21 protein-coding genes are annotated in these 24,613 nt (G+C 71.3%); 13 read left to right on the forward strand and 8 right to left on the reverse strand.

From position 1 onward, the window contains the following. Position 1: 1 nt before the first annotated feature. The gene (locus tag AC3A46_RS15675) at positions 2-715 is read right to left on the reverse strand and encodes a YcnI family copper-binding membrane protein (RefSeq protein WP_487666032.1); all 714 of its coding nucleotides are present in this window, start codon (positions 713-715) and stop codon (positions 2-4) included. Between the two features lie 135 nt (positions 716-850). Next, entirely contained in the window at positions 851-1,414 is a 564-nt protein-coding gene (locus tag AC3A46_RS15680; RefSeq protein WP_487666033.1) for a hypothetical protein, read from the reverse strand. A 107-nt stretch (positions 1,415-1,521) separates the two neighbouring features. Here AC3A46_RS15680 and AC3A46_RS15685 point away from each other — a divergent pair, with 107 nt between their 5' ends. Next, a complete protein-coding gene (locus AC3A46_RS15685) occupies positions 1,522-2,817 on the forward strand; it encodes a M50 family metallopeptidase (protein WP_487666034.1) in 1,296 nt (431 codons plus the stop codon). A 105-nt stretch (positions 2,818-2,922) separates the two neighbouring features. After that, positions 2,923-3,498 carry a DUF6596 domain-containing protein gene (locus AC3A46_RS15690; protein WP_487666035.1) on the forward strand — a complete coding sequence of 192 codons (576 nt, stop codon included), beginning with the start codon at positions 2,923-2,925 and terminating at the stop codon, positions 3,496-3,498. A 123-nt stretch (positions 3,499-3,621) separates the two neighbouring features. Here AC3A46_RS15690 and AC3A46_RS15695 read toward each other — a convergent pair whose 3' ends face one another. After that, entirely contained in the window at positions 3,622-5,574 is a 1,953-nt protein-coding gene (locus tag AC3A46_RS15695) for an anthranilate synthase family protein (protein WP_487666036.1), read from the reverse strand. Between the two features lie 233 nt (positions 5,575-5,807). Here AC3A46_RS15695 and nhaA point away from each other — a divergent pair, with 233 nt between their 5' ends. Both nhaA and ispG read left to right on the forward strand, forming a co-directional pair. Next, complete coding sequence (gene nhaA / locus AC3A46_RS15700) at positions 5,808-7,709, forward strand: Na+/H+ antiporter NhaA (protein WP_487666037.1); 1,902 nt, start codon at positions 5,808-5,810, stop codon at positions 7,707-7,709. Between the two features lie 10 nt (positions 7,710-7,719). Then, the gene (gene ispG / locus AC3A46_RS15705; RefSeq protein ID WP_487666038.1) at positions 7,720-8,871 is read left to right on the forward strand and encodes a flavodoxin-dependent (E)-4-hydroxy-3-methylbut-2-enyl-diphosphate synthase; all 1,152 of its coding nucleotides are present in this window, start codon (positions 7,720-7,722) and stop codon (positions 8,869-8,871) included. A gap of 12 nt (positions 8,872-8,883) precedes the next feature. Here the strand turns inward: ispG and AC3A46_RS15710 are convergent, their stop codons facing one another. Then, positions 8,884-9,489 carry a YdcF family protein gene (locus AC3A46_RS15710; protein WP_487666039.1) on the reverse strand — a complete coding sequence of 202 codons (606 nt, stop codon included), beginning with the start codon at positions 9,487-9,489 and terminating at the stop codon, positions 8,884-8,886. A 48-nt stretch (positions 9,490-9,537) separates the two neighbouring features. Here AC3A46_RS15710 and AC3A46_RS15715 point away from each other — a divergent pair, with 48 nt between their 5' ends. Together AC3A46_RS15715 and AC3A46_RS15720 are read left to right on the forward strand one after the other, a co-directional pair. Then, positions 9,538-10,476, forward strand: a complete 939-nt coding sequence (locus tag AC3A46_RS15715; RefSeq protein WP_487666040.1) for a phosphotransferase — start codon at positions 9,538-9,540, stop codon at positions 10,474-10,476. A gap of 47 nt (positions 10,477-10,523) precedes the next feature. Beyond that, positions 10,524-11,726 (forward strand): benzoate/H(+) symporter BenE family transporter, encoded by a 1,203-nt coding sequence (locus AC3A46_RS15720; RefSeq protein WP_487666041.1) that lies wholly within the window; start codon positions 10,524-10,526, stop codon positions 11,724-11,726. Positions 11,727-11,823: 97 nt separating this feature from the next. Here the strand turns inward: AC3A46_RS15720 and pcp are convergent, their stop codons facing one another. Both pcp and AC3A46_RS15730 read right to left on the reverse strand, forming a co-directional pair. Beyond that, positions 11,824-12,459 (reverse strand): pyroglutamyl-peptidase I, encoded by a 636-nt coding sequence (gene pcp / locus AC3A46_RS15725; protein WP_487666042.1) that lies wholly within the window; start codon positions 12,457-12,459, stop codon positions 11,824-11,826. Positions 12,460-12,468: 9 nt separating this feature from the next. After that, on the reverse strand, positions 12,469-13,923 hold the full coding sequence (locus tag AC3A46_RS15730; RefSeq protein WP_487666043.1) for an RNB domain-containing ribonuclease: 1,455 nt from the start codon (positions 13,921-13,923) through the stop codon (positions 12,469-12,471). 90 nt (positions 13,924-14,013) lie between these two features. On the opposite strand from AC3A46_RS15730, the gene AC3A46_RS15735 reads away from it, so the two are divergent. The 3 genes from AC3A46_RS15735 (at position 14,014) to AC3A46_RS15745 (ending at position 19,187) form a co-directional block, all read left to right on the forward strand. Continuing rightward, on the forward strand, positions 14,014-15,813 hold the full coding sequence (locus tag AC3A46_RS15735) for a proline--tRNA ligase (RefSeq protein WP_487666044.1): 1,800 nt from the start codon (positions 14,014-14,016) through the stop codon (positions 15,811-15,813). A 93-nt stretch (positions 15,814-15,906) separates the two neighbouring features. After that, the gene (locus AC3A46_RS15740) at positions 15,907-16,956 is read left to right on the forward strand and encodes an LOG family protein (RefSeq protein WP_487666045.1); all 1,050 of its coding nucleotides are present in this window, start codon (positions 15,907-15,909) and stop codon (positions 16,954-16,956) included. Between the two features lie 203 nt (positions 16,957-17,159). Then, complete coding sequence (locus tag AC3A46_RS15745; protein WP_487666052.1) at positions 17,160-19,187, forward strand: PhoX family protein; 2,028 nt, start codon at positions 17,160-17,162, stop codon at positions 19,185-19,187. 68 nt (positions 19,188-19,255) lie between these two features. Here the strand turns inward: AC3A46_RS15745 and AC3A46_RS15750 are convergent, their stop codons facing one another. Both AC3A46_RS15750 and AC3A46_RS15755 read right to left on the reverse strand, forming a co-directional pair. Further along, positions 19,256-19,897 carry an acetate uptake transporter family protein gene (locus AC3A46_RS15750; protein ID WP_487666046.1) on the reverse strand — a complete coding sequence of 214 codons (642 nt, stop codon included), beginning with the start codon at positions 19,895-19,897 and terminating at the stop codon, positions 19,256-19,258. Positions 19,898-20,020: 123 nt separating this feature from the next. Beyond that, entirely contained in the window at positions 20,021-20,857 is an 837-nt protein-coding gene (locus AC3A46_RS15755; protein WP_487666047.1) for a DUF1206 domain-containing protein, read from the reverse strand. A gap of 129 nt (positions 20,858-20,986) precedes the next feature. Between AC3A46_RS15755 and AC3A46_RS15760 the strand changes: the two genes are divergently transcribed. The 4 genes from AC3A46_RS15760 to AC3A46_RS15775 all read left to right on the forward strand — a co-directional run. Beyond that, a complete protein-coding gene (locus AC3A46_RS15760; protein WP_487666048.1) occupies positions 20,987-22,846 on the forward strand; it encodes a lipase family protein in 1,860 nt (619 codons plus the stop codon). A gap of 131 nt (positions 22,847-22,977) precedes the next feature. Beyond that, positions 22,978-23,967: a transcription termination factor NusA gene (gene nusA / locus AC3A46_RS15765; RefSeq protein ID WP_116193892.1), complete on the forward strand. Its 990-nt coding sequence runs from the start codon at positions 22,978-22,980 to the stop codon at positions 23,965-23,967. Between the two features lie 34 nt (positions 23,968-24,001). Next, positions 24,002-24,253, forward strand: a complete 252-nt coding sequence (locus AC3A46_RS15770) for a YlxR family protein (RefSeq protein WP_487666049.1) — start codon at positions 24,002-24,004, stop codon at positions 24,251-24,253. A 91-nt stretch (positions 24,254-24,344) separates the two neighbouring features. Further along, the coding region (locus tag AC3A46_RS15775; RefSeq protein ID WP_487666050.1) for a translation initiation factor IF-2 N-terminal domain-containing protein at positions 24,345-24,613 on the forward strand (269 nt) is incomplete at its 3' end.

Raw genomic sequence — 24,613 nt, forward strand, 5'->3', positions numbered from 1 at the left:
ATCAGGCCCTGCGGCGTCCGCGCACCAGCACGACCACCAGCGCCGCGATCCCGGCGGCGAGTCCGCCGGCGGCCAGCCAGCGGGCGACCGGGTCGGCGGAGGGGACGGATGCTGCGGCCCCGGCATCCGCGGCGGCCACGTCGTCCGCCGCGTGGCCGGAACCGTCGGCGTCACCGTGCCCGGCGTCCGCGTCGTCCGCCGCGGCGCCCACCGCGACCAGCGGCGCGGGTGCGTCGAGGTCGTGCGGGTCCTCGCCGTCCTCGGCGATCTGGGTCCAGGCGGTCTCGCCCTCAGCACATGTCTGCGTCACCGGGAACGCGAGGGTCGTGCCGGCCGTGCCCTCGGTGAAGAGCACGTCCATCGAGACGGCGGCTGCGAACCCGTCCTCGACCGGGGTGTCGGCGGTGTACACGACGCGGGTCGGCACGCCGTCGGCGCCGACTTCGCGCGTGATGGTCCAGCCGCCCTGCACGACGGGCGTCGCGTTGCCGACGCCCGCGGGGATGTCGACCGCGAGGGCCGTCGTAGGGGAGCCGTCGCAGCCGTGCGAGAACGAGAACGTGAGCGTCTCGGTGCCGCCCGCCGCCGCCGTCTCGGGAGTGACGTGGACGTGGGCGGATGCGGCGAGCGGCGCGCCGATCGCGAGCGCGAGGCCGGCGGTGACGCCGATCACGACGCGGCGGGTGCGGGAGGAACGGGAGATGGAATCGGTCATGGCTGTGCTGTCGTCTTTCGTCCGAGCCGTCGGCGGGATCGCCGATCGGGGCGCACCGGCGGGAGCCGGACGCGCGAGAGGGTTCCGGCGCGCGCATCGGGCGCGGGCCGGCGACGATGCGGCGCGCGGCGCCGCTCAGACGAGTGCGGGAGGGCCGCGCCGCGAGACGTCGGACAGGACGATCCGTGGCGCGACGGCCGCAGCGCCGGCAGATGCAGGCACAAACCGCGGCATCGTCGGCCGTGGCGCGATCGCGCGGGCGCGCGAGAAGAGCGAACGGATGCCGCGGCCCAGGGCGCGCAGCATCCGTTCCCCGCCGTACAGCGCGGCGACGGTCGCGATCGCCGCGAGCACGTGCGCGGCGAACATGGGGGCGTCGGGGAGGACGACGGCGCTGAGGTCGCCGCCGAGGTGCGTCACGTGGTGCCCGTGAAGCGCGGCGGGATCGGCGTCGGCGGTCACGGCGAACGCGACGTGGAACAGACCCTGGCTCGCGAGGACCGTGGCGCCGACGCGCCACGCGGCGAGCCGCCGGCCGATGAGGGCGACCGCGAGGGGAGCGGTGAGGATGCCGACCGCCGCGACGAAGGCGGCAGACGGTGCACCGCCTCCGCCGAGGGTGTGCGCCGTGGCGGCGACGACGGTCGCGACCCACGCGGCAGCGGTGCCGCGCAGCGCGCGCACGTGGCGTGGGGTCACGGCTCCTCCTCGCGTCGAGCCTACGGGAGGAGCGAGGCGCCCTGCGCCCGCCCGCAGCGGGCAGCCGTCACACCCAACTCAAAGGCTGGCGCGGGTACCGTGAGCGTGTGGAGATCGTCGCGTTCGTCATCGGTGTCGCCCTCATGGTCGTGGGCCTCGCGGTGTCGATCGCGCTGCACGAGCTCGGCCACCTCTGGCCCGCCAAGAAATTCGGTGTGCGCGTCGGGCAGTACATGATCGGGTTCGGCCCGACGCTGTGGTCGAAGCGGTGGCGGGGCACCGAGTACGGGTTCAAGGCGATCCCGCTCGGCGGCTACATTTCGATGGCCGGAATGTACCCGCCCTCGCCGCAGGCGGCGAGACGCGACGGCCGGGCCGCCGGGGGCTTCTTCGCCGCCATGGTGCAGGACGCCCGGGACGCGAACGACGAGACGCTGCACGGCGACGACGACACGCACGTCTTCTATCGCCTCCCGATCCACAAGCGCATCGTCGTGATGCTCGGCGGTCCGCTGATGAACTTCTTCTTCGCGATCGTGCTGTTCTCGATCCTGCTCACCGGGATCGGTGTGCAGACGGCGACCACCGAGGTCGCGCGCCTGTCGGAGTGCGTCCCCACGACGAGCTCGACCGAGTGCACCGACGCGTCTCCCGCGGCTCCGGCCGAGGCCGCCGGCATCCAGCCCGGCGACGTCATCGTGTCGATCGACGGGGAGCCGGTCGCGGACTTCGCCGAGGCATCCGCCATCATCCGGTCGTCGCCCGGCGAGCAGCTGACCTTCGTCGTCGAACGCGACGGCAGCGAGCAGGCGCTGCAGATCACCCCCGCCACGATCCAGACCGAGGTGACGGCCGCCGACGGCACGACCACCACCCAGGAGGTCGGGTTCGTGGGCATCGGCCCCACCGTCGAGTACGTGCAGCAGCCGATCTGGGCCGGGCCGCAGATGGCCGTGCAGAACGTCGGCGCGGTCGCGGGGATCATCTGGCAGCTGCCCGTCAAGGTGTGGCAGACCGGGGTCGACCTCGTCACCGGCCAGGAGCGCGACCCGAACGGCCCGCTCAGCATCGTGGGCGCGAGCCGCCTCTCCGGCGAGGTCGCCGCCGCCGACTCGCCCGTGCTCAACCGTGTCGCGGGGTTCCTGTCGCTGCTCGCGTCGCTGAACATCGCCCTGTTCGTCTTCAACCTGATCCCGCTGCTGCCGCTGGACGGCGGCCACATCGCGGTGGCCCTGTGGGAGGGCATCAAACGGGTGTGGGCGAAGCTCTTCCGTCGTCCGCCGCCGAAGCCGGTGGACGCGACCAAGCTCGTGCCGCTCACCTTCGCCGTGTTCGTGGCGCTGCTCGTGATGGGCGGCATCCTCATCCTCGCCGACCTCTTCAACCCCGTCACGCTCTTCTGACGCCCCGCGCACCGGCCGCGAAGAATCCTGGTCGGTCGTGTCGAAATCGGTCTTGTCCGTTCGCTGTAGGGATGCAACGGTTCCACTGACGAAAGGACGCGACGGGTGGTCGCCGAGGCGCTTCCTCGCGCCGCAGAGGCGTGGGGACTGCTGTCGCTGCTGTGGTTCCACCGGGCCCGCGAATCGGCGCGGTCGGTCGACGGCGAGCTCGTGCTGCTCGCGGAACAGGACCGGACACGGTGGGATGCGACGCTGCTCGCCGGCGCGCGCGACGCTCTCGGGCGGGCGGCACGCCTGCGGCGGCCCGGACGCTGGCAGCTGCACGCGGCGATCGCGGCATGTCACGCGGATGCCGCCGATGCGGCGTCCACCGACTGGCTCCAGGTGCTGACGCTCTACGACATGCTGCTCGCGTACGACCGGTCGCCGGTGGCGCGGCTCAACCGCGCGGTCGCGCTCGCACGGGTCGACGGCGCGGCCGTCGCGCTCGCCGAGGTCGACGCGCTCGAAGCGCCGCTCGCACGATCGCATCTGTGGCACGCCGTGCGGGCGTCACTGCTGCGCGACCTCGGACACGACGACGAGGCGCTCGCCGCGGACCTCCGCGCCCTCGAGCTCACCGCCAACGAAGCCGAGCGCCGCCTGCTCGCCGCCCGCACCGGCTCGGCCCGCGGTCGTTGAGCCGCAGCATCCGTCGCTCGGCTCGGAGTTTGGGGCGCGCGTTGTTCGTCGGGGCGCGGAATGTGCGCCCCAACGGAGGAAATGCGCCCCAAACCCGGTGGCCGGGCCGATGTGTGGCAGTCGTCAGGCGGGGACGGGCGCGAGAGCCTGTTCGACCAGGCGCTGGAGCGTCGTCATGCCGTCGCGCGACAGGATCGACTCGAGGTGCCCCTGCACGGACGCGAATCCGGGGCCACGCAGCGCGTACACGTCACCTGAAGCGTCGGCCGCGACCTCCGCTTCGCCCACACGCGTCGTTCCGGCGGGGACGTGTGCGGTGAAGGTGTTGTAGAAGCCGATCGATGCCGGCATGCCGAACACGTCGACCGACTTCTGCAGGCCCTGGTGCGGCGCGTCGAGCGGGGCGAGGTCGATGCCGAGCGTGTCGGCGAGGATCTGGTGGCTCAGGCACACCGCGAGGAGCGGCCGGCCGGCGGCGCGGCGACGCGCCACGATCTCGCGCATGCGACGGATGCGGGGGCTCGACGCGTCGCGAGGGTCACCCGGCCCCGGGCCGGTCACGAGGAGCTCCGCGGCACCGATCTGCCCGTCGGTGACCTCGCTCCACGGCGAGATCTCGACCTCGAGCCCGAGGTGGCGCAGCTGGTGGGCGAGCATCGTGGTGAAGCGGTCCTCGGCGTCGACGACGAGCGCCGAGCGCCCCGCGAAGGGTCCGGGTTCGCCCGAGCCCTGCGGGTTGAGCCAGAACTCGGCGAGGCGGCCGTTGCGTGACGCCAGCAGCTCGGCGATCGCGGCGTCGTCGGCGAGGCGTCGGGGAGCCGCTGCCGGGGCGTCCTCGTCGATGACCTCGCGGCGCGCGGCCGCGGACTCGGCCTCGGCGTCGCGCGGAACGGCGCCGATCGCGCCCAGCACGCCGGCGGCCTTGCCGTGGGTCTCGCCGACCTCGCCGTACGGGTCGGAGTGGCGCACGAGCGTGGCCCCGACCGGCACGCGCAGCCGGCCGTCCTGCAGGTAGGCGGTGCGGATGAGGATCGGTGCGTCGAGGTCGTGGGTCGCCTCGCCCGCCCCTCCCGGTTGCTGGGCCTGTCGAAGCACGCGCGGCGTGAAGAGCGCCGCGACGCCCGAGTAGTAGCCGCGCGGGGTCGTCTCGTGACGCGTGATCACCGTGCACGCGTTCTGCATCGGCGAGCCGGTCACCGTCGGCGCGAACATCGTCTCGCGCAGGATGTCGCGCGGGTCGAGTTTGCTGCGGCCCCGCAGCACGTACTCGGTGTGCGTCAGCCGCGACATCTCCTTCAGGTGCGGCCCCGTGATGCGGCCGCCGTCCGAGCAGACGGCGCTCATCATCTTGAGCTCTTCGTCGACGACCATGAAGAGCTCCTCGGTCTCCTTCGTCGAGCGGAGGAACTCGCTGAGCGTCTCGGGGGTCGCCCCTCCCGCCGGGTGGCGGAACGTGCCGGAGATCGGGTTCATCGTCACCACACCGTCACGTGCGCTCACGTGCGCCTCGGGGCTCGCGCCCACCGCGACATGGCCGGGGGTGACGACCGCGAAGGTCCAGTACGCACCCCGCTCGTGCTCGAGAAGAGCCCGGAACCACGTCAGGGCTGCGGTGGCGGCATCCGTCGACACGCCCGCGGTGAAGTCGCGACGGATGACGAAGTTGGCGCCCTCGCCGCGACCGATCTCGTCGGCGATCACGCGCCGCACGATCTCGGCGTAGTCCTCGTCGGCGATGTCGAAACCGGGGTCCTCGAGGGGGACCGCGGCGGTCGGCAGCTGTGCGAGGGCCTCGTCGCGGCGCAGCGCGGCGCGGTTCCGCACGATGAGGCACCGCAGCGGCGCACCGTCGTCGTGGCACTCGAACCCGCGCTCGCGCACCTGACGGAACGGGACCAGGGCGAGCACCTCGTTCGGCGCGCCCGACGCTCCCGTCAGCGGGATGTCGGCAAGGAGGTCGACGTCGACAACGTCGCCGGTCAGCACCTCGACGGTGCGGTCGTCACGCGCGATGAGCGCGAACGGGAGACCGCTCGCAGCGAGGTCGGGAAGGGACGGGGAATCGGGCCCGGACATGTGCATCGTCTTTCGTCGTGGGGCGGAGTCCCGTACGAAAAAGAAGACCGCCCCGTGGGCGGTCTGTGGTCGCGCGAAACCCACCGCCTATGCGGTGAGCCACCAGGAGAGGTGCGCGGACATGCGCCGAACCTACCACACGCCCGATCCGGCCATCGGCCCACCGGCGCCGCGTTACGCACCATACTGAGGCCAGCCCGTTTCCCCGCATCCCCGCCTCGCGGAGGTACGCCATGACCCAGCTGACCATCGCCGAGCGCTCACCCGAGCCCGATCGGCCGGAGCCGCGCCGTCGTCGCGGTCCGTCGATCGCCGACCGCATCCGCAACATGGGGGAGCAGCGCACCGGCGCTCTCCTGCTGGTGCTCGCGACGCTCGTCGCGATCGTCTGGGCGAACATCTCCGCGACGTCCTACCACGACTTCTGGGAGACCGAGCTGACGATCGGGTTCGGCGACATCCATCTCGAGTTCACGCTGCATGCGCTCGTCAATGATGCGCTCATGGCCATCTTCTTCTTCACGGTCGGGCTCGAGGTGCGCCGGGAGTTCGCCATCGGCGAGCTCACGAGCTGGTCGCGCGCGATGATCCCCGTGATAGCCGCCCTCGCGGGGCTGCTCGTGCCGGCGGGGCTCTTCCTCGCGATCGCCGCCGGGTCGGGCAGCGAGCACGCGTGGGGCGTGGTGATCTCGACCGACACCGCGTTCCTCGTCGGCGCGCTCGCCCTCATCGGGCCTCGCGCCTCCGGCCGATTGCGCGTGTTCCTGCTCGCGCTCGCGGTCGTGGACGACATCGGTGCGCTGAGCATCATCGCGCTCTTCTACACCGAGAACTTCACGCCGCTGCCGCTCGTCGTCGCGGCGGTCGGGCTCGCGGGCATCTACTTCACCCGGTACGTGCGCCGGGGCCGGGGCCCGATCTACGCGACCCTGTCGATCATCGTGTGGCTCGCGTTCCTCGCGTCCGGCGTGCATCCGACGCTCGCCGGTGTCGCCATCGCCCTGCTGATCCCGGTGTACCGGCCGAACCGCCGAGACGTGGAGCAGGCGCTGGAGCTCGCCCGGGTGTTCCGCCAGTCGCCGAACACCGAGTACGCCCGCCAGGCGGCGAACAGCCTGCGCGAATCGATCTCGATCAATGAGCGCCTGCAGTCGGCCTACGCCCCGTACGTGGCGTACGTCATCCTGCCGATGTTCGCGCTGGCCAACGCGGGCGTCGAGATCTCCGGCCCGATCCTCGCGGCGGCGGTCCAGTCGCCGGTCACATGGGCCATCATCGTCGGGCTCGTGGTCGGCAAGTTCGTCGGCGTCTTCGGCGCGGCCGCGATCATGAAGGTGTTCAAGCTGGGCGAGTTCGGACTCGGACTCACCCTCGACCGCATCGCCGGCGGCGCGATGCTGTGCGGCATCGGGTTCACGATCTCGCTCTTCATCATCGATCTCGCGATCGACGACCCCGGCGTGCAGAACGAGGCGCGCGTCGGCGTGCTCGCAGCATCCGTCCTGGCGTTCATCCTCGCTGCGATCGTGTTCCGCATCTCGGACGCGCGACGGCCCGACGATGACGGCGGGCGCACCCTGGTGCGTGAGGTCGACCCCCGGCGCGACCACATCTACGGCGACGTGAACGCGCCGCTCACGATCGTCGAGTACGGCGACTTCCAGTGCCCCTTCTGCCTCAAGGCGTCCGGATCGATCGAGGAGGTGCGGCGCGAGCTCGGCGACCGGCTGCGGTACGTCTGGCGGCACGCCCCGCTCGAACGCCAGCATCCCAACGCGCTCGCCGCGGCGGAGGCCGCCGAAGCCGCGAACCTGCAGGGCAGGCTGCCGGAGTTCTCCCGCAGCCTGTTCGCCGATCAGGACCACCAGCTGCCGTCCGACATCATCCGGCGAGCCCGCGAGCTCGGACTCGACGTCGAGCGCTTCGAGGAGGACCTCAGCTCGCCGAGGGTGACCGAGCGGGTGCGCGACGACATGCTGGATGCCGAGGCGATGGACATCACGTCGGTGCCGACGTTCTTCATCAACGGCGTGCGGCACGTGGGGCCGTACGATGCGCGCACGCTGGTGCGCGCCCTCACGGGCTCGGAGGCGGCAGGGACCGGCACCCAGCCCGAGCCCCGCGCCGACGCGTAGGCTGTCAGACGTGCCAGCCGTCAACATCGGGATGCCCAAGGTCCCCGAAACGCTCGCCCCCCGTCGCAAGACCCGCCAGATCAAGGTGGGCAAGGTGCTGGTCGGTGGCGATGCGCCCGTGAGCGTCCAGTCCATGACGACGACGCCGACGACCAACATCAACGCCACCCTCCAGCAGATCGCCGAGCTCACCGCCTCGGGCTGCGAGATCGTGCGCGTCGCCGTGCCGTCGCAGGACGACGCCGATGTGCTGCACATCATCGCGGCGAAGAGCCAGATCCCGGTGATCGCCGACATCCACTTCCAGCCGAAGTACGTCTTCCAGGCGATCGACGCCGGGTGCGGCGCGGTGCGCGTGAATCCCGGCAACATCCGCAAGTTCGACGACCAGGTCGGCGCGATCGCGGCTGCCGCGAAGGCGGCCGGGGTGTCGCTCCGGATCGGCGTGAACGCCGGCTCGCTCGACAAGCGCCTGCTCGAGAAGTACGGCAAGGCCACGCCGGAAGCGCTCGTCGAGAGCGCCGTATGGGAGGCATCCCTGTTCGAGGAGCATGACTTCCACGACTTCAAGATCTCGGTCAAGCACAACGACCCGATCGTCATGGTGAAGGCGTACCGCCTCCTCTCCGAGCGGGGCGACTGGCCCCTCCACCTCGGTGTCACCGAGGCGGGCCCGGCGTTCCAGGGGACGATCAAGAGCGCCACGGCATTCGGCATCCTGCTCGCCGAGGGCATCGGCGACACGATCCGCGTCTCGCTGTCGGCCCCGCCGGCCGAAGAGGTCAAGGTCGGCCACCAGATCCTGCAGTCGCTCAATCTGCGCGAGCGCAAGCTCGAGATCGTCTCGTGCCCGTCGTGCGGCCGCGCCCAGGTCGACGTGTACACGCTCGCCGACAACGTGACCGAGGGGCTCAAGGACATGACGGTGCCGCTCCGCGTCGCCGTGATGGGCTGCGTCGTGAACGGCCCGGGCGAAGCCCGCGAGGCCGACCTCGGTGTCGCCTCGGGCAACGGCAAGGGCCAGATCTTCGTGAAGGGTCAGGTCATCAAGACGGTGCCTGAGGCCGACATCGTCGCGACCCTCATCGAAGAGGCGAACCGCATCGCCGACGAGATGGGCCCCGACGCGGCGATCGGCACCGCGCAGGTCGTCACGTCGTAGCGCCGGCGCCGGTCATCGCGGTTCGGCTCGCCGCCGCGCGTGGTACCGGCCCGCGATGACGGCCGCAGCGACTTTCAACAGCGGCGCCTCGCCGAACCTGTAGTCCGCGCCACGCGTGAGACGGTCGGCGAGGTCGGGCCTCAGGCTGCGGAGGTACTCCCGTCCGACCGCGGCGTGGGGCGAGTTCGACGCGACCTTGATGGCATCCGCGTCCTCGACGAGCGCGATCGCGTTCTCGATGTTCTCCTGCGTGGTCGTGCTCGTCGAGTCGAGCAGGATGCGCCCGGCGTAACCGCGTCTCTCCCGGGCGTAGCGCGCCATCAGCTCGGCTTCAGGGATGTCGCCGCCGACGCTGCCGCCGCACAGCACCAGCACGCTCTCGCGCGCGCGAGGACTCTGCGAACGGAGCCCGACGCGAACGCGGTACCGGTTGACGAAGTTCGCGGTCGGCCCTCGATCGCGGTAGCCCAGGACCACCACCGCCTCGATGCCGTCTTCGCCGGCGCTGACGCCGAGCGCGCGGTGCGAGGCGCGCCAGTTCACGTACTCCGCCCACGCGAGCACGCCCAGGCCGGCCGCTGTCGCGGCCACCGCCAGCGGGAGGATCGGTCGACGCACACCCCGACCCTACGGGCACGGTCACGGCGCGCATGGCAGGATCCGAGGGTGCACGATCCGTCCACGCCGCCTGTCGACGCCGGCCTCGGCCGTCTGTCGCCGCGGCAGCGTGCCCTCGTCGCCGCGTGGCTCCCCGGCGCCGAGGTCATCGCCGACCTCAGCTGGAACCAGGTCGAGACCGTCGTGCTGCAGGTGCGCCAGGGCGATCGCGCGCTCATCGTCAAGGCGAGCGGCGACGCCGATCACCACCTCGGCCGCGAACTCGACGCGCACGAGGGCGGGTATATCTCCGCGTGGGCGGAGCACGGCCACGCGGCCAGGCTCCGGTGGGCCGATCGTGAGGCCCGCGTCCTGGTGCTCGAATGGCTTCCCGGCGAGCTCGCGTACCGCACGGCCGCGGGCGTCGACCCCGAGATCCATCGTCGTGCGGGCGTGCTGCTGCGGCAGTTCCATGCGCAGGCGGCGCGGCGGCCGGAGGGGACGGATGCTGCCGCCACCCGCCGCGCGATCGCCTGGCTGGACGCGTCCCACGCGATCGCGCCGGACGTCGAGCGCCGGCTGCGAGCCATGCTCGCCACGCTGCCGCCGATCGAGGACGACCTCGTTCCGACCCACGGAGACTGGCAGCCGCGCAACTGGCTGGTCGACGGCGACGAGGTTCGTGTCATCGACTTCGGGCGGTTCGCGTTCCGCCCCGCCGCCACGGACTTCGTGCGCCTCGCCGCGCAGGAGTGGCGTGAGAACCCTGCGTGCGAGGCGGCGTTCCTCGATGGCTACGGCCAGGACCCCCGGCTGGGCCCACGCGCCCGAGGCTCCGCGCAGCGCGAAGCGATGCGTGGAGAGGCGTGGGGACCGTCCCACTGGATCCTGCTGCGAGCGCGAGAGGCCATCGGCACGGCCTGCTGGGCGCACCAGGTCGGCGACGCCGAGTTCGAGGCGCAGGGGCATCGCATGATCGCGGACGTGCTCGCGCAGTTCGACGGCTGACCTGCTCGCGTTATCGACGGCCATGTCGCCCGTGGCATGATCCGAGAATGCCCCAGCCCACGACGCCCGCTCCGGCCGACGCCGCACCGCTGTCGCGGCCCATCGTCGCAGGGATCGTGACGGCGCTGGTCGGCGTCACGAGCTCGTTCGCCGTGGTGCTGACCGGCCTCGACGCCGTCGGGGCATCGCGCGCGCAGGCGGCGAGCGGCCTCCTCGTGCTGTGTCTCACGATGGGGGCGTCGGCGATCCTCCTGGCGTGGCGCTATCGCATGCCGATCACCGTCGCGTGGTCGACGCCCGGCGCCGCGGTGCTCGCCGCCACCGGAGCCGTCGAGGGCGGCTGGCCTGCGGCGGTCGGCGCGTTCCTCGTGACCGCCGGCCTCATCCTGCTGACGGCGCTCTGGCCGCAGCTCGGCCGGCTCATCGCGCGGATCCCGCCGTCGATCGCACAGGCGATGCTCGCCGGCGTGCTGCTCCCGCTGTGTCTCGCCCCGATCACCGGGCTGGTCCTCAACCCGTGGGGCGTCGTGCCGGTCCTCGTCACGTGGCTCGTGTTCGTGCGGCTCGCGCCGCGGTGGGCGGTGCCGCTCGCGTTCGTCGCGGCATCCGTCGTCGTGGCGGTGGATGCCGTGGTCCCGGGCGCGACGATCGATCCGGCGCTGCTCATTCCCCGACTGGAGTTCACGGCGCCGACGCTCACCTGGGGCGCGGTCGTCGGACTCGCGCTGCCGCTGTTCCTGGTGACGATGGCGTCGCAGAACGTACCGGGCATCGCGATCATGCGCAGCTTCGGCTACCAGGTGCCGTGGCGGCCGGCGATGCTCGTGACCGGTGTCGGCACCGCGATCGGCGCGACGGCCGGCGGGCACGCGATCAACCTCGCCGCGATCAGCGCGGCGCTCGCCGCGGCGCCCGATGCGGATCCCCACCCGAAGCGGCGCTGGGTGGCGGGCGTGTCGACGGGGGCGAGCGGCATCGTGCTCGGCGGGTTGTCGGCGGCGCTCGTCGCACTGGTCGTGGTGGCGCCGGAAGCTGTGATCCCAGCGGTCGCCGGCATCGCGCTGTTCGGCGCCTTCGGCTCGGCGGTGCAGCAGGCGATCGACGATCCGGGGGAACGGCTGCCGGCCGTGGTGACGTTCCTCGTGGCCGCGTCGGGCGTCGCGATCGCGGGCGTGAGCGCCGCGTTCTGGGCCTTGGTGGCAGGTCTCGTCGTGCGTGAGGTGCTGCACTTCGGACGACGCGCAGGCTGAGGTGCCTGCACTCCAGCGGGGACCTGCCGAGCAGAGGACGCCTGCGGCGCGATTCGCCCTCTCCCTCGCAGATCTCCTCTGATGATGGCGCGCCCGATCAGTGCAGCGCACCGCCGGACGCGGCGGTGTCTTCTGCGACGTCGAGGCTCGTCCGCACCGCGATCTCGAGCGCACGGGCGATGTCTGAGAGGGGCAGGGCGGCGGAATCCGTCGTCGGCGCGTGCTCGGTGGACCAGGGGACGTGCACGAATCCGGCACGGGTTCCGGATGCCGCGGCCTCGAGCGCCGTGAAGAACACGTGGTTGCATACGAACGTGCCGGCCGAGTACGACACCTGGGCGGGGATCCCGGCGTCGGCGACGCGCTGCGCGATCTCCTTCACGGGGAGCGTCGCGAAATGGGCGGTCGCGGCACCGGGAACACTGGGCACGTCGACGGGCTGGTCCCCGTCGTTGTCGGGGATGCGAGCATCGACGAGATTCACCGCCACGCGCTCGACGCCGATCGCTGCGCGACCGCCCGCGAGCCCGGCGGCGATCACGATGTCTGGCCGGTGCTCCGCCAGCAGTGCGCGCATCCGCTCCGCTGCGCCCGCGAACGTCACCGGCAGCACGGCGGTGACGAGCGCTTCCGGCCCATCCCAGCGCGAGGCCAGGAGTTCGACGGCCGCTGCGGAGGGGTTGGCGGCGTCGCCGCCGAACTGCTCGAACCCGGTGAGCAGCACGGTGGTCATGCGACCACGCTATGCGGTCGGTTCGAGCAGGACGGTGCCCGAGGCGATTTCGACTGTCCTGAGGCGCAGCCGCACGGTCGTGCCCGCGGCCGCGTCGAGTCCGGCGACCTTCGCCGAGACCGGCGCGTCGGCCAGCTGCACGCGCGCGCCGTCTGCTCGCAGGCCGAGCACGACGGCCTCGAAGACGTGGTCCTCGCGCCCCGACAGGAGTGCCGCCTCGACGCGATCGAGGGCGGCCGCATCCAGGCGGTTCGCCACGCCGTCGCTGCGCGCCATGATCTTCGGCAGCGACGCAAGGCTCTTCCGCGCCCACGCGGGCACCTCCCGCCCGTTCGCGAGCGCCTCGCAGACGACGAGCGTCCAGCGGTCGACGAGGCGACGCAGCGGCGCGGTGACGTGGGCGTAGGGCGCGGCGATCGCAGCCTGCAGCGGGTCAGCCGGCTGCGCTGCGTCGAACGCGACGTATCCGGCGCCGCGGAACAGGCCCGCGGCGGCATCCAGGATCGCCAGCGCCGCGGGCGAATCGCGTCCGAGGCCCCGCAGGTAGTCGCCGTACGAGACGTCGCTCGTCCAGGGGATGCCGAGCGCCCCGGTCTGCGCCCGGAAGACCGCGACGTCGGCCTCCTCGGCGGCCGGCATCGTGCGGAGGATGCCGACGCCGCCGCGCAGCATGAGGTCCGCGGCCGCCATGCCGGTGAGGAGCGAGACCTGGGCGTTCCAGTCCTCGATGGCGAGCGGCGCGTCGCGTTCGAGCCGGTAGCGGCCGTCGTCGGCGACGATGCGGGTCTCGGGCACATTCAGGCTCGCTCCGCCGCGCTCGGCCTCGCGTTCGAGCCGCAGCGGGCCGAACCACGCGAGCGCATCGAGGCTCGGCGCGGCGGTGCCGCCGTCGACCGCGGCCTGCGCGTCGGCGTAGCTCCATCGCGCCCGCGAGCGGATGATCGCGCGCCGCAGCGTCGTCTCCACCGGCCGCGCCCCGTCATCGAGGACGAACCGCCAGACGAATGCCCGCCGGTCGCGCTCGGGCAGCAGCGACGCGGCATCCTCGCTGATGACGACGGGATGCAGCGGGATCCGGCCGTCGGCCGCGTACAGCGTCTGCCCGCGCAGCCGCGCCTCGGCGTCGACCGCACCGCCCGGCACGACGAATGCGGGCAGGTCCGCGATCGCGTAGTGCAGCACCGCCCCCGTCGGCGTGCGCTCGAGGTGGAGCGCCTGGTCGAGATCCATCGATCCCTCAGGATCGATCGTCAGGAACTCGATGTCCCGCAGGTCGTCGAGCCCCGCAGCGACCGGGTCGACGGAGACGGCGCGGGCGGCGCCCTGCGCCTCGGCCTCCACCTCGGCGGGGAACTCCGCCGGAAGATCCAGCTCCTTGCGCAGGTGCGCGAGCGACTCGACGAGCTCGTCGTGGGCGTGGGCGTGGGCGTGTGCGGGAGCGAGTCGAGGTCGGCGTGCGGGCACCCGATCAGTGTAGGGACCGGGGTGCGTGCGAAGACCGGGATTGACATCGGCGCCGGGGCGCGGCATCCGTTCGCCCTAAACTTGACCCTCGTGGTCACCCGTCTGTCGCACTTCTTCCTCCGCACGCTCCGTGAAGACCCCGCCGACGCGGAGGTCACGAGCCACAGGCTGCTCGTGCGCGCCGGCTACATCCGACGCCAGGCGCCAGGCATCTTCGCGTGGCTGCCGCTGGGTCTGCGTGTGAAGGCGAAGGTCGAGCAGGTCATCCGCGACGAGATGGCGAACGCGGGCGCCTACGAGGTGCACTTCCCGGCGCTGCTTCCCCGCGAGCCGTACGAGATCACGGGCCGCTGGGAGGAGTACGGCGACGGCATCTTCCGCCTGAAGGACCGCAAGGACGCCGACTACCTGCTGGCGCCCACGCACGAGGAGGCCTTCACACTCCTCGTGAAGGACCTGTACTCGTCGTATAAGGACCTGCCGCTCACGATCTACCAGATCCAGGACAAGTACCGCGACGAGGCGCGCCCCCGCGCAGGCCTCCTGCGCGGCCGCGAGTTCACGATGAAGGACGCGTACTCGTTCGACTCCTCCGACGCCGGACTCGACGCGAGCTACATGGCGCAGCGCGACGCGTACGAGCGCATCTTCCAGCGCCTGGGTCTCGAATACGTCATCGTGCAGGCGGATGCGGGGGCGATGGGCGGCTCGCGCTCCGAAGAGTTCCTGCACCCGACCGCCGTCGGCGAAGACACGTTCGTGCGCTCGGCCGGCGGATACGCCGCCAACGTCGAGGCGTTCACGACCGTCGCCCCCGAGCCGATCGCGCTCGACGGCCTCGGTGATCCCGTGATCTTCGACTCGCCGAACACGCCGACGATCCAGACGCTCGTCGACCACTCGAACGCGCACCTCGACGCACCCGCTTCGGGGATCGCCGGACCCGCCACCGACGGCGTCACCGAGTGGACGGCCGCGCACACGCTCAAGAACGTCGTGCTGGCGCTCACCCACCTCGACGGCACCCGCGAGCTCGTGATCGTCGGCGTGCCCGGCGACCGCGACGTCGACGACAAGCGCGTCGAGGTGGCCTTCGCCCCGGCCGCGGTCGAGCCCGCCACCGAGCAGGACTTCGCGGCGAATCCACTGCTCGTCAAGGGCTACATCGGCCCCTGGTCGGAGACCGGCGCCGTGCTCGGCGAGGAGTCGGCGACCGGCATCCGGTTCTTCCTCGATCCCCGGGTCGTCGACGGCACCGCGTGGGTCACCGGCGCCAACATCGACCAGAAGCACGTGCACACCCTCGTCGCAGGCCGCGACTTCACCGGCGACGGATTCGTCGAGGTCGCCAGTGTCCGCGCGGGCGACCCCGCGCCCGACGGCTCGGGTCCGGTCGAGCTCGCCCGTGGCATGGAGATCGGGCACGTCTTCCAGCTGGGCCGCAAGTACGCCGACGCGCTGGGCCTCAAGGTCCTCGACGAGAACGGCAAGCTCGTCACCGTCACGATGGGCTCGTACGGCATCGGCGTGACCCGCATCCTCGCGATCATCGCCGAGCTGAACAACGACGACAAGGGCCTCATCTGGCCCGCCTCGGTCGCGCCGTTCGATGTGCACGTCGTCGCGGCCGGCCGCGAGCCGGTGGTGTTCGATGTGGCCGCACAGCTGTCGGCCGACCTCGAGACCGCGGGCCTCGACGTGCTCTACGACGACCGGCCGAAGGTCTCGCCCGGCGTGAAATTCGGCGACGCCGAGCTCGTCGGTGTGCCGAAGATCGTCATCGTGGGCCGCGGCGCCGCCGACGGCCAGGTCGAGCTCTGGGATCGCCGCACCGGCGACCGCGAGGTCGTCTCGGTCGCCGACGCCGTCGCCCGCCTCAGCGCTCGCTGAAGAAGGGCGGCGGGTCGCGTCCCGCCCCCCTCGTGACGAGATCGTTCACGCGTCGTCCACCGAACGGCGGCTCCGCGTGGCACCCTGGGCGTCATGGGCCCCAGCGACACCGGAACCATCCCGCATCCCGTCACGGAGGAGCTGCGCGCGACCATCGCCGCTGCGGGCATCACCGAGAGCACCGACCTGGTGGCACGCATCCTCGCGACGGGAATAGGGCTGGGGATCGACGACACCGAGCGCCTCGATCTCAAGATCACGTCAGCCGCGCTCAGCGAGATGCGCGCCGCATTCCGCCTCTTCGCGCCGTACCGGGGTATCCCCAAGGTCACGATCTTCGGCTCCGCGCGCACGCTGCCCGACGACGCGCTCTACCGCCAGGCGTCCGAGGCGGCCACTGCGCTCGCCGAACGCGGATGGATGGTGGTGACGGGTGCGGGCCCGGGCATCATGCAGGCTGCCGCCGAGGGCGCCGGACCCCACAACTCGCTCGGTGTGTCGATTCGCCTTCCGTTCGAGGAGAAGCCGAACGCGATCGTCGGCGCGAACGCCCGCAACGTGGCGATGAAGTATTTCTTCACGCGCAAGCTCATGCTCGTGAAGGAGTCGAGCGGCTTCGTCTGCGTTCCCGGAGGGTTCGGCACGCTGGATGAGATGTTCGAGCTGCTGACGCTGCAGCAGACCGGCAAGGCCGATCCGACACCGATCGTCCTGCTCGATGCGCCCGGCGGCACGTTCTGGACGGGACTGCGCCGATTCGTCGACGATCACCTGATTCCGTCCGGTGTGATCTCGAAGGGCGACTTCGATCGCGTCCTCGTCACCGACTCGGTGACGGCCGCCGTCGACGAGCTCACCGGGTTCTACCGCAACTACGATTCGCTGCGGTGGGTCGGCAAGCGGCTCGTGCTGCGCGTGAAGGCGGAGCCGACGGATGCTGAGGTCGAGGCGCTCAACGCCGCGTTCGGCGACCTCGTCACCGAGGGCGGCATCGAGCGGCGCGGACCGCTCACGGTCGAGATCGAAGACGACGACGAGCTGCAGTGGCCGCGGCTGGTCCTGCGGCTGAACCAGTTCCGCGTGGGCGAGCTGTACCGCCTCATCCGGGCGATCAACTCGCTGGACTCCGCACCGGCCGGCTGACGCTCGCGATCTCCGCACAGCGGGGGATGCGGCATCCGTCCCGATGAGGCCGTTCTCATGTCCTCGTCGCCGGCTGTTCACCTCCGGTTCCGGTGAGCTTCGCCGCACGCGACGAGGCTGGCGCCACCCCACGCCAGCCCGCTGTCATGCATGCCGAGAGGACGCTCGTGAGCATCATCGAAGGATTCCGCCGTTCCCTGCCCATGGCAGACCACGCACGAGGCAAGCGCCTCGCCGTGACCTGCCAGTACAAGTGCGCCAACGCGTGCCTGGGCCCCGAGTGCAACTCGTCGCACAACGAGACCTTCCAGGAGGTCGCCGCAGCCGCGCTGTCGCGTCGCGCGCTCCTCGGCCTCGGTGCCGCAGGTGCTGTCGCCGTCGCTGTCGGCGGCCTCCGCGGACAGACGCCGCTGTCCGGCCCGGGCTCGTCGGGTGTCGGGGGAGCGGGCGCCGCGTTCGCGCGGCCCGCGGGCGGCAGCCTCCCGTTCGACCCGATCGCGCCGGTGAACCGTCTGGTGGACGAGTTCACCGTTCCGGCCGGTTACACCTGGCGTCCGATCATCCGGTGGGGCGACCCGCTCTTCTCCAACGCTCCGGGTTTCGACATCAACGCGCAGACGCCCGCCGCGCAGGCCGTGCAGTTCGGCTACAACAGCGACTATCTCGACATCGTCGCCGACCCGAGCGGCAAGACCGGTGTGCTCGTGAACAACCACGAGTACGTCAATCCCGAGATCATGTTCCCGCCGACCACCGACGCCGCCGAGCTGCAGCGTCGAGGCGACATCTACAAGGCCGCGCAGGGCATGTCGGTCGTCGAGATCACCCGCACGCGCACGGGCGAGCCGTGGTCGTACGTCGTCGACGGCAAGCGCAACCGTCGCATCACGGTCGAGACGGTGTTCGAACTGACCGGACCTGCCGCGGGCAGCGACCTCGTGAAGACCGCTGCCGACCCCGAGGGGCGCTGGGTGCACGGCACGCTCGGCAACTGCGCCGGCGGGACAACGCCGTGGGGCACGATCCTTTCGGGCGAGGAGAACTTCAACGGCTACTTCGCGTGGGCCGCCGACACCGCCGCGCAGAAGCGTTACCAGTCCTCGTCGTCGACCTCGACCTCGACCGGCTGGGACAAGTACGACCCCCGTTTCGACGCGCACAACCCCGACTACGTCAAAGAGCCCAACCGCTTCGGCTACATCGTGGAGATCGACCCGCAGGACCCCACCTCGACCCCGCGCAAGCACACCGCGATGGGCCGCTTCAAGCACGAGGGCGCCAACGTCATCGTCGCCGAGGACGGCCGCGTGGTCGCGTACATGGGCGACGACGAGCGCAACGACTACCTCTACAAGTTCGTCTCGAAGAACAAGATCTCGGGTTCGCGCAAGAAGAATTTGCAGCTGCTGAGCGAGGGCGACCTGTACGTCGCCAAGTTCTCGGGCAACTCGCCGGCGAACCAGATCACCGGAACCGGCGCACTGCCGGCCGACGGCACGTTCGACGGCTCGGGCACCTGGATCCCGCTCACACAGAACGGCGAGAGTGTCGTCGCCGGATTCACGACGCAGGAGGTGCTCGTCTACACGCGTCTGGCGGCGGATGCCGTGGGCGCGACCAAGATGGACCGTCCGGAGGATGTCGAGCCCAGCCCCAAGACGGGCAAGGTGTACCTCGCGCTCACGAACAACTCGGCGCGCTCGGTGGCGACCCTCGACGAGGCGAACCCCGTCACCGGCAACCGCTACGGCCATGTCGTCGAGCTGACCGAGACCGCAGGGCAGGCGGGCACGACGTTCGGCTGGAGCATCCTGCTCCTCTGCGGCGACCCCGCCGTCTTCGGCAACTCGTACTTCGCCGGCTTCCCCAAGGAGCTCGTGTCGCCGATCTCATGCCCCGACAACGTCGCGTTCGACTCGGCCGGCAACCTCTGGATCTCGACAGACGGTGCGCCGAGCACGATCGGCTACAACGACGGCCTGTTCCTCGTGCCGCTCGAGGGCGCTGAGCGGGGCCACGTGCAGCAGTTCCTGTCGGTGCCGCGCGAGGCCGAGACGTGCGGTCCCGTCATCCACGACAAGGACGGCCTCGTGTTCGTCGCCGTGCAGCACCCCGGTGAGGGCGGCACGTTCGCCGCGCCGACGTCGCTCTTCCCGGACTACGGCTCGACGGCGGCGGGCGCCGTCGCCACCGCGCCGCGGCCCTCGGTGGTGCAGGTCTACCGCGCCTGAGCTCAGACGCCGGATCGAGACGCCGCCCCGCCTTCGTCAGGCGGGGCGGCGTCCTCGTCGTGGCGTCGTCAGGACTCGGGGTTCGGATCGCCGAGGATCCAGGGCGGGCCCAGCGGCACGACGCGGCGCCCCATGGTCCGCCAGTAGAACTTCTCGACGAGCATGTAGGCCGCGAGCGCCGAGGCCACCATCAGCAGGATCGAGCCGGTGATCGCGAGACCCTCCGTCGCGGTGAACGCCGCGACCGACTGGAGCCCCAGCCCGAGCGAGACGCTCAGCAGCGTGACGGGCAGCACGGAGTTGTGCACCGCGCCCGCGGGCGTGAAGAGCAGCGCCAGGATCGCGAACACGAGCGAGAAGAGCCCGCGCGCCTGTGCGGTGACCTCGAAGAAGCCGAGCTCCTCACCGAGCAGGAACCCCGGGACCACGATCCAGTACCAGCCGAAGGCGTTGTACACGATGAAGTGGAAGTTGTCGCCCGCGAAGTACGACAGCATGCCCGCGGTCACCTGCACCACGCCGCCGAACACGGCGCCCACCCAGAACACGGGCGCGTCGTCCTGGATGCCGAGATGCGCGAGCTGCGCCGTGACGGTGGCGATCACGAAGCCCAGCAGGCCGATGAGCCCGGGGTCCGCGACGCGCAGCCCGCTGCCGCGGGGAGCGGGGAGGGCGTCGGTGATCGCGATGTTCGTCGTGCCGTCGGTCATGCCCGTGCCCCCTGTGGATCGCCACTGCCGCCTGAGTCGTGCACGGCCAGTATGGCGGAGCGGAGGCGAATGGGCCGGTGTCCGCGCCGGTCGGTGGCGTGACGCCGGCGCGGTGACGAGCTCTCACATCTGCGCGAAGCGGGCGCGGGCGATGGTGAAGGCCGCGTAGGCGAAGAAGCCGATGCCGATGGTCCAGGCGAGCGCGGGACCCAGCGGCAGCCCCAGAATCGCATCGATGGCCCCGTCGAGACTGCCCGCAGCATCGGCGTCGGTGATGAACGCTGCGACGATGATGAGCACGCCGAGGGCCGTCAGGGCGACTCCCTTCGCGACGAATCCCACGACTCCGAGCACGGTGACCCACCGTCCCAGAGTGCCGTCGGGAATCCGCATGCGTGTGCGGAAGCTGCGCCTCGCGCCCATGATCACGAAGACGACGCCGGCGATCCCGATCGCGAGCCCGATGACCGCCAGGACGATCGAGCCGCCCGGACTGCGCAGCAGCTCGCGGCTGGCGGCCTCGGCGGTCTTGTCGGCGTTCGGCCGGGCGCCGATCGCCACCGCCGCCGAGATCAGACCGAGCGCCAGGAAGACGACGGCCTGTCCCCATTCGGCGAGCCGGCGCCCCCACTTCCGCGCGGCGCCCTTCGTGTCGCCCGACCGATCTCGCGCCAGAAGCCCCTCCGCGGCGTGCCACCCTCCGAGCGCGCACAATCCGATCGCGAGGAGCCAGAGCATGACGAAGCCCGCAGGTGCACCCGCCACGGCCTTCAGGGCGCCCACTTGGTCGCCCTCACCTTTGCCGCCCGCGGCGATCACGAGCACGATGACGCCGATCAGCGCGTGGATGATCGCGTTGGCGACGTAGCCGGCGCGCGCCAGCACCTCGAAGACGGAGTTCGACTCCGCCTCGCGGGCGAGTTGCTTCGCGCCCGTCTTCACCTCGTTCCGGGTCCGCACCCACCTCACGCTAACTGCCGGTGACACCGCGAGCAGGGGCTTGACGCAGCTCAGGTGCGGGGGAGCCTGCGGAGGGGCGCGGCCCGCCGGCCCCGCGAGATCACGGGCAGGCGATCTATCATGGGGCGGATGATCCGCGAGGGCCACCGGCGACCGGCGACCGGCTGGAGCGTCGTGCCTCGCCTCGTGCGGGGAGCTCCTCCCGCTGTGCTCGTCGTCGTGGGCGCGCTCTCGCTCCTGGTCGGGCTGCTCATCGTGACGCGACCGCTGACGTCCCTCGTGCTGCTGACCGTGTACGTGGGTCTCAGTGCCGTCTTCTCGGGTCTTGCGCGCATCATCGCCGCACCCGAGACGCCGCTCTGGTCCCGACTCGTCTTCGGCGGCCTGTGGATCGCGCTCGGGCTGGCGGTGCTCTTCGGTCTCGGCCGCACGCTCGAGCTGCTGCCCGAGATCATCGCGGTGCTCCTCGTGCTGGGCGGCCTCGCGTCCGTCTACGACGCGGTGTCGCGCGGCAGCGTGAGCCAGCGCGTGCTCGCCGGTGTCTGGGGCGGTACCCAGATCGCGTTGGGCGTGCTGTCGTATGCGTGGCCCGACGTCACCGTCCTCCTCGTGGCGGTGATCTTCGGTGTCCGCACGATCGTGTTCGGCGCCACCCTCCTGTTCCGCGCGGTGCGTGCCTTCGTGGAGGGACGGCGTTCTGTTCCCGCGACAGGGCTGCCCGCAGCATCCGTTCCGCAATCCACGACGCGTCGCCGCCGCGCCCGCGCCGCGTGGCTGGCCGTGGGGCGCTACGCGCTCTCGGCGCTGCTGGTGGTGCTCGCGGTCGGCGGGTGGTGGGCGAACTCGTGGTTCGAGGACGGCGCCCAGGTGGTGGACGCGTTCTACGACCCGCCCGCCGTCGCGCCGTACGACCACGGGCGCCTGATCCGCAGCGACGACTTCTCCGGGCAGAAGCCCGCCGGCGCCGACGTCCGCCGCATCCTCTACACGACCCGCGACGCCAACGGCCAGCCGGCGGTGGCCAGCGCACTGGTCATCGTGCCGCAGGACCCGCCTCCTGGCCCGCGACCGGTCGTCGTGTGGAATCACGGCACCACCGGCGTCGCCCGCGGGTGCGCGCCGAGCCTGCGGGATGCGTCGGCGACGAAATGGGCGATCCCCGGACTCGACCAGGCGGTCGCGAACGGCTGGGTCGTCGTGGCCTCCGACTACTCGGGACAGGGGGCTCCCGGCGTGTTCCCGTACCTGATCGGCCGCGGCGAGGCGCGCTCGTCGCTCGACGCCGTCATCGCCGCGCGCGAGCTCGACGGCGTCACGCTGTCGAGCCGGACCGCGGTCTGGGGGCACTCCCAGGGCGGACACGCCGCCCTCTGGACCTCGCAGATCGCCGACGACTACGCGCCCGATCTGGACGTGCGGGGCACGGCCCTGCTCGCACCGGCCGCAGAGCCGGTCGCGCTCGCCGAGGAGCTCACCAGCGGCGACGCGAACGCCCTGCTGTCGATCCTCATCTCGTGGGTGCTCGTGCCCTACGCCGACACCTACGACGATGTCGACCTCACCCGCTACATCGCGCCGGGCTCCGAGGCCATCGTCCGCGAGATGACGCAGCGGTGCCCGTCCGAGCCCGGCGTCATCGTGTCTGTCGCGACCGCGCTCGGTGTCTCCGAGGACCGCCCGCTCTACGTCGGCGACCTCACTGCCGGCCCGCTCGGCCGTCGCCTCGAGGACAACACGCCGACGGGGCCGTGGACGCAGCCGGTCCTCGTCGCGTGGGGGGACCAGGACGAGGTCATCCCTCCCCACCTCCAGCGCGAGTTCGTCGACCGGCTGTGTGCGGACGGGAATCAGGTGCGCAGTCTCGAATACCGCGGCTACGACCATCTGCGCACGCTGCTTCCCGGATCGCATTTCGTGCCCGTGCTCATCGAGTGGACGGATGCCCGGTTCCGCCACTCCGACACCCACGTCGACGACTGCGCCAGGTGAGGGGAGGAGGGGGCCGGCCGCTGCGAAGGGCGTGGAGCCGACTCGCAGAACCGCGGGACGCGGCATCCGGTAATGTTGGAGGGTTCCGGCACGCGTCGACGTGCTGGTGAGAGCTGAATACGGAGGCCACTGTGGACATCGATCTCGGACTGCTGCGGACTGTCGAGCGCGAGAAGGAGATCCCCTTCGACGAGCTCGTGCGCATCATCGAACAGGCGATCCTGACCGCGTACGCGAAGCACACCTCGCCCACCGGCGAGCTGCCGGAGGGTGCGCGCGCAGAACTCGACCGCAAGACCGGTCACGTGGCCGTCTTCATCCCGCTGCTCGACGAGGAGGGCGCGGTCGTCGGCGAGGAGGAGTCGACCCCCGAGGACTTCGGCCGCATCGCCGCGTTCGCCGCGAAGCAGGTCATCAGCCAGCGCCTGCGCGACATCGCCGACGACGCCGTGCTGGGCGAGTTCCGCGGCAAGGAGGGCGACATCGTCGCCGGCATCGTGCAGCAGGGCCCGAACCCGCGCATGGTGCACGTCGACCTCGGCACCGTCGAGGCGATCCTGCCTCCCGAGGAGCAGGTGCCCGGCGAGGACTACGCGCACGGCGCGCGTCTGCGCGTCTACGTGACGTCGGTCGCCAAGGGCACCAAGGGCCCGCAGATCACCGTCTCGCGCACGCACCCGGGGCTCGTCCGCAAGCTGTTCGCGCTCGAGGTCCCCGAGATCCCCGCGGGGCTCGTCGAGATCGTCTCGCTCGCACGCGAGGCCGGCCACCGCACGAAGATCGCGGTGAAGGCGAACGACCCGTCGATCAACGCCAAGGGCGCGTGCATCGGCGAGCTCGGCCGCCGCGTGCGCGCCGTCACCGAAGAGCTCGGCGGCGAGAAGATCGACATCGTCGACTACGACCCCGAACTCGCGAAGTTCGTCGCGAACGCGCTGTCGCCCGCGAAGGTGACGTCGAGCTTCATCCTGGATGCCTCGAACAAGGCCGTGCGCGCACTCGTGCCCGACTACCAGCTGTCGCTCGCGATCGGCAAGGAGGGCCAGAACGCCCGCCTCGCCGCCAAGCTCACGGGCGCGAAGATCGACATCCAGCCGGACTCGATCCTCGAGGAGGGCTGACCCGCGGCGCTGGCTCACAGCCGGGCGGTGTAATATGGACGCTGTACGAACGTGCGTCGGATGCCGCACGCGTGCTCTCCGGACCGCCCTCCTCAGGGTGGTCTCCATCGATTCCCGCCTCGTCGTCGACGAGCGTGCATCGATGCCCGGAAGAGGCGCGTGGGTGCACGAGACGCCGGAGTGCGTGGATGCCGCCATTCGGCGCCGCGCCTTCGTGCGGGCATTGCGTGTGTCAGGCCCGCTTGACACGCAGACCATCGAAGAGCACATCCAGCGAAAAGGCTGAACGGCTATGGAAACAAAGTGAACGGCTCGAAATGAGACCCGTCCGCCAATAACGGTCTGCCCTGTCTGGGTGGACCCAGACAGGAGAATTTGTGGCTGCCAAACCACGCGTGCACGAGATCGCTTCCGAGCTCGGCGTCGACAGCAAGGTCGCGCTCGAGAAGTTGAAGGCGCTCGGCGAATACGTCAAGAGCCCCTCGTCCACCATCGAACCCCCCGTCGCGCGCAAGCTTCGTGCTGCGCTCGAAGCCGACGGCGCGGCCAAGTCCGCTGACGCGGCGCCCGCAGCGGCCAAGCCTGCTGCCGGGGCACCCGCCTCACCGGCGGCGAGGCCCGGCGCACCCGCGGGTCGTCCCGGCCC

This window comes from Microbacterium sp. Soil_C_42 (assembly GCF_057656735.1).

What these genes read in the sequence shown, in the direction of transcription:
- AC3A46_RS15675 (WP_487666032.1), bottom strand. Translation starts at nt 715, where the DNA reads ATGACCGATTCCATCTCCCGTTCCTCCCGCACCCGCCGCGTCGTGATC.
- AC3A46_RS15745 (WP_487666052.1), top strand. Translation starts at nt 17,160, where the DNA reads ATGGCAGACCACGCACGAGGCAAGCGCCTCGCCGTGACCTGCCAGTAC.
- pcp (WP_487666042.1), bottom strand. Translation starts at nt 12,459, where the DNA reads ATGACCACCGTGCTGCTCACCGGGTTCGAGCAGTTCGGCGGCGACGCC.
- AC3A46_RS15770 (WP_487666049.1), top strand. Translation starts at nt 24,002, where the DNA reads ATGGACGCTGTACGAACGTGCGTCGGATGCCGCACGCGTGCTCTCCGG.
- AC3A46_RS15760 (WP_487666048.1), top strand. Translation starts at nt 20,987, where the DNA reads ATGATCCGCGAGGGCCACCGGCGACCGGCGACCGGCTGGAGCGTCGTG.
- nhaA (WP_487666037.1), top strand. Translation starts at nt 5,808, where the DNA reads ATGACCCAGCTGACCATCGCCGAGCGCTCACCCGAGCCCGATCGGCCG.
- AC3A46_RS15720 (WP_487666041.1), top strand. Translation starts at nt 10,524, where the DNA reads ATGCCCCAGCCCACGACGCCCGCTCCGGCCGACGCCGCACCGCTGTCG.
- AC3A46_RS15695 (WP_487666036.1), bottom strand. Translation starts at nt 5,574, where the DNA reads ATGTCCGGGCCCGATTCCCCGTCCCTTCCCGACCTCGCTGCGAGCGGT.
- AC3A46_RS15750 (WP_487666046.1), bottom strand. Translation starts at nt 19,897, where the DNA reads ATGACCGACGGCACGACGAACATCGCGATCACCGACGCCCTCCCCGCT.
- AC3A46_RS15740 (WP_487666045.1), top strand. Translation starts at nt 15,907, where the DNA reads ATGGGCCCCAGCGACACCGGAACCATCCCGCATCCCGTCACGGAGGAG.